3 protein-coding genes are annotated in these 3,399 nt (G+C 60.6%); all 3 read right to left on the bottom strand.

All coding sequences use genetic code 11. From position 1 onward, the window contains the following. The coding region (gene recO / locus EN969_RS22675; RefSeq protein WP_127419408.1) for a DNA repair protein RecO at positions 1 to 632 on the bottom strand (632 nt) is incomplete at its 3' end. A 132-nt stretch (positions 633 to 764) separates the two neighbouring features. Continuing rightward, a complete protein-coding gene (locus EN969_RS22670) occupies positions 765 to 1,910 on the bottom strand; it encodes a porin (RefSeq protein ID WP_013532581.1) in 1,146 nt (381 codons plus the stop codon). 694 nt (positions 1,911 to 2,604) lie between these two features. Then, positions 2,605 to 3,399, bottom strand: a 795-nt coding sequence (locus tag EN969_RS22665; protein WP_164758427.1) for an aminoglycoside phosphotransferase family protein, incomplete at its 5' end; no start/stop codon positions are given.

Genomic DNA, 3,399 nt, shown 5'->3' with positions numbered 1-3,399 from the left:
CCGGTGAGCCGGAAGGCGTCGTCGACATCAGCCGCATCCGCGCGCAGGCCGGAGCCGCGCTGCAGGAAGGCCGGCAGAGCCAGCATCCTGTCGCGCCATGGCAAACCGGCTTCGCGCGATACCGCGCGTCCCGACTTCGGCGAAACATAGGCCAGGTCCTGTCGCGTGCCGGTGGCGGCGCATTGGCTGAGATCGAGGCCGAAGCCGAGTTCGTCCAGCACCAGAAGCTCGAAGCGCGCCACCAGTTCTCCGGCAACGTCGGCGTCGTCGAGATGGACGATCATCACGGCAAGCGTTTCGTAGAGACCTTCATGCGCGTCGCGCTCGGGCAGCAGGCGCAGATGCGCGGCCATGGTCTGCAAGCCGTAGACGGCGACGGCGCTGTCCATCAACCGGGCAGCATTCATCTCGATCGCTTCGGCCTGGAACGTGCCGAGATGTTCATCAAGGCGCGCACGCCACAACAGGTCGACGCGATTGCCGGGCTGGAGGACGGGCTGCTGTTTGCGCGAACGGCCGCCGCGAACAAGGCCGAGATGACGGCCATGCGCTCGCGTCAGCACCTCGAGAATGGCGCTGGTTTCGCCATGCTTGCGGGTGCCGAGAATGATTCCCTCGTCGCGCCATTCCATTTCAGGAGCTTTTCACCGATCGGGTGGCGAAATCAAGGTATGGGCTTGGCTCCTGGGTAACTCTCACACCAATGCATAAAAAACCGCCCGCAGCGATGTGCTGCGGGCGGGCTGGTGAGGTCAGTCGATCTGCTAGAAATTGCGCTGGAAGCGGACGATGCCGCCGACGCTGCTCTTCTTGTCGGCCTTGGTCCAGTTGTTGAAGTCGAAGTCGTCGAATTTTCCTGCATTGAGGTAATCGACTTCAGTCGTGACCGTAAAGCCGGGCACAATGGTATAGGCAACGTTGGCAGCGACGCCGAGGTTCTTCCAGTCGTCATAGGAAATCTGGGCGTTGAACGAGGTCTTCTCGTTGAACTTGTAGGTGCCGCCACCCCAGACTGCCCAGTTACCGCCCCACGGCTTGTATTGGGTACGGCCTGTGCCGAAGTCGTTGATGTTGTCGTTGGTGCCGTAGCCGCCCATGACGAACAGCGTCAGTTCCTTGCTGACGTTGACGTCCAAACGGACCTTGCCGGCCACTTCCTCATAGTTGCTGTCATAGGCCACGACGCCAGTGATCGCACCCCAGTCGCCCTTGTACTTCAAGCCGCCGACGACATGCGGAACATAGCTGTCGATGGTGTTGACGGCGGTGCCTTCCTCAAGCGAGACCACGCCCGTGAAGCCGCTGCCAGCGTCGAAGTAATAGCTGATGAGATTGGTATCCTTGACACCATACGGGATGAGCGTGTCCTGGATGACATTGCCGGCATAACCGATGAACTGGTCGTATACCGTTTCATCCTTACCGACGCGCAGGCCACCGAGCTGGATCCAGGCGAAATTGAGGGTGGTGGTCTTGTTGCCGGCCTGCCAGCCGTTGTTGGCCGGGGTCTGGTCGGTATAGTCGCCGGAGGAGTTGCCGAACTGGAAGCGAGTTTCGGTGAAGGTTTTCAGCGTGCCGAGCTCGGTTTCCTGGCCGGTATAAGTCCTCAGCGTGAAACGCATGTTCTTATACCAGGTGTCGTTCGTTCCGCCGTCCATGTGATCGGGAACGTTGTTGGCGCCATCGAGCGAGCCGGAATCGCCGACGCCCATGTCGTAGCGGAGGTAGCCGCCGATGCGCAGGCAGGTCTCGGTGCCCGGAATATAGAAGTAGCCGGCGCCGTAGACGTCGCAAATCTTGACGTATTCGGCCGGTTCCGGTTCGGCGACGACGACAGCGTCGGCGGCGCGTGCGCCGCTGACCGCGATCAGGGCCGCGGCTGAGCCGAGAAGGAGGCTCTTGATGTTCATTTTCTGACCTCTCCAGTCATAGTTTTAAATGGCTTCGGATTTGTGGCTGGCGGCAATGTTTTCCCGCCTCACCCCCACAACGAAAAAGGCTCACACCGCTCGCCCTTTTCAGCGGCGAACATACCCATCGATCATCTGCCTTCAATGACGATTTCCGAAATAATGCCAATTCCGCGAACAGATTAATGCTGTGTTGCACAAATAACACTTGCCGCGATGGCGAATGGCACAAGTGGCACAACGTCACACATTGAATATATATACGGATACTTTCGCGACTAAATATAACTACGACGTTTTATATTTCTAAAAGACCGCACAATGTGGAATATCTACCTGGTTTTCGCCGACATCGACCTGAATCTTGCCGACCCCTCTATCGCCAGGTGACGCCCATTCGCCAATCCCACTCTGATGCCGAGGCGAAAAGCGGGATGACGCTTCCAAGCCTGTCTGCTTCTTCCAAGACGATCGAAACCCTGGAGCGCTGTGGTGTCCCCGATTGTGACAGCAGCCAAACGTTCAAAACGATTCCTCCGTGACGCCTCTCAGTCGACCTTGGCGACACGGGCGACGTGGTCGTCCGCCTCGATCAGGCGGATCGGCACTCCCGGGAAGCATGGCGTCGGTCGGAATGTCCCTGGTCGCGCCATGCGACGGCGGATGTTTGGCGACGGGACTGGGTTTTGGTTGGCTAGAGTGGCTTATCGTTCGGCGCTTCACGCTCGCGCGCGCGGTCGGCAAGGACTTCATCGATTACGTGACAGGATTTCTCAACCTCAACAGGGTTGGCGTCGATCTGTCCAGCGACCGTGATCAGCGCCTTCCAAAGCGTCCAGCCACGACCGCGCGCCCACATCGCCTCGTCGGCCGGAAGCCCGGCACGAAACGCCTCCCGGTTTTTGCCTTCAAACAGCGTCCACGCAATCGCCAGATCGCAGGCGGGATCGCCGACGCCGGAGGTTCCGAAGTCGATCACCGCGCTCAATCGGCCTTGCCTGACCAACAGGTTTCCCCAGCTGACGTCACCGTGGAACCAGACCGGCGCACCGTGCCATTGTGCGGCAAGTGCTGCCTCCCACACCGCACTGGCTGCGGCCGTGTCGATCTTGCCGTCGAGGGCGGCAATCGCTTGCCGGGCCTCGCCATCGTAGACGCTGAGTGCTCCGCCGCGAAAGAAATTGTGCTGTCCCGGCGCCGGTCCACCGGTGGCATCGATACGCTGAAGGGCGACCAGGAACGCGGCCAGGTCGGTCGCAAATTGCGGCAGGGTGGCAATCCGCTCGCGCTCTGCCGTCTCGCCTTCGATCCAGCGGTAGACGGACCAGTGCCAGGGATAGCTTTCGGCCGGAACTCCCATCGCCAGCGGCACCGGGATCGGCAGCGGCAGCAGAGGTGCGAGCCTCGGCAGCCAGCGATGCTCCTTTTCCACCTGCAGGGAATAGGCCGCGGCGCTTGGCAGTCGCACGGTCATCTCGCCGCCCAGATG

Source organism: Mesorhizobium sp. M7A.F.Ca.CA.003.01.2.1 (assembly GCF_003998945.1).
Taxonomy (GTDB): Bacteria; Pseudomonadota; Alphaproteobacteria; order Rhizobiales; family Rhizobiaceae; genus Mesorhizobium; species Mesorhizobium ciceri.
This window is presented reverse-complemented; position numbering and strand designations above follow the sequence as displayed.

Bases quoted from the DNA above. Each gene is read 5' to 3' on its own strand.
- EN969_RS22670 (WP_013532581.1), bottom strand. From the start codon at position 1,910: ATGAACATCAAGAGCCTCCTTCTCGGCTCAGCCGCGGCCCTGATCGCG.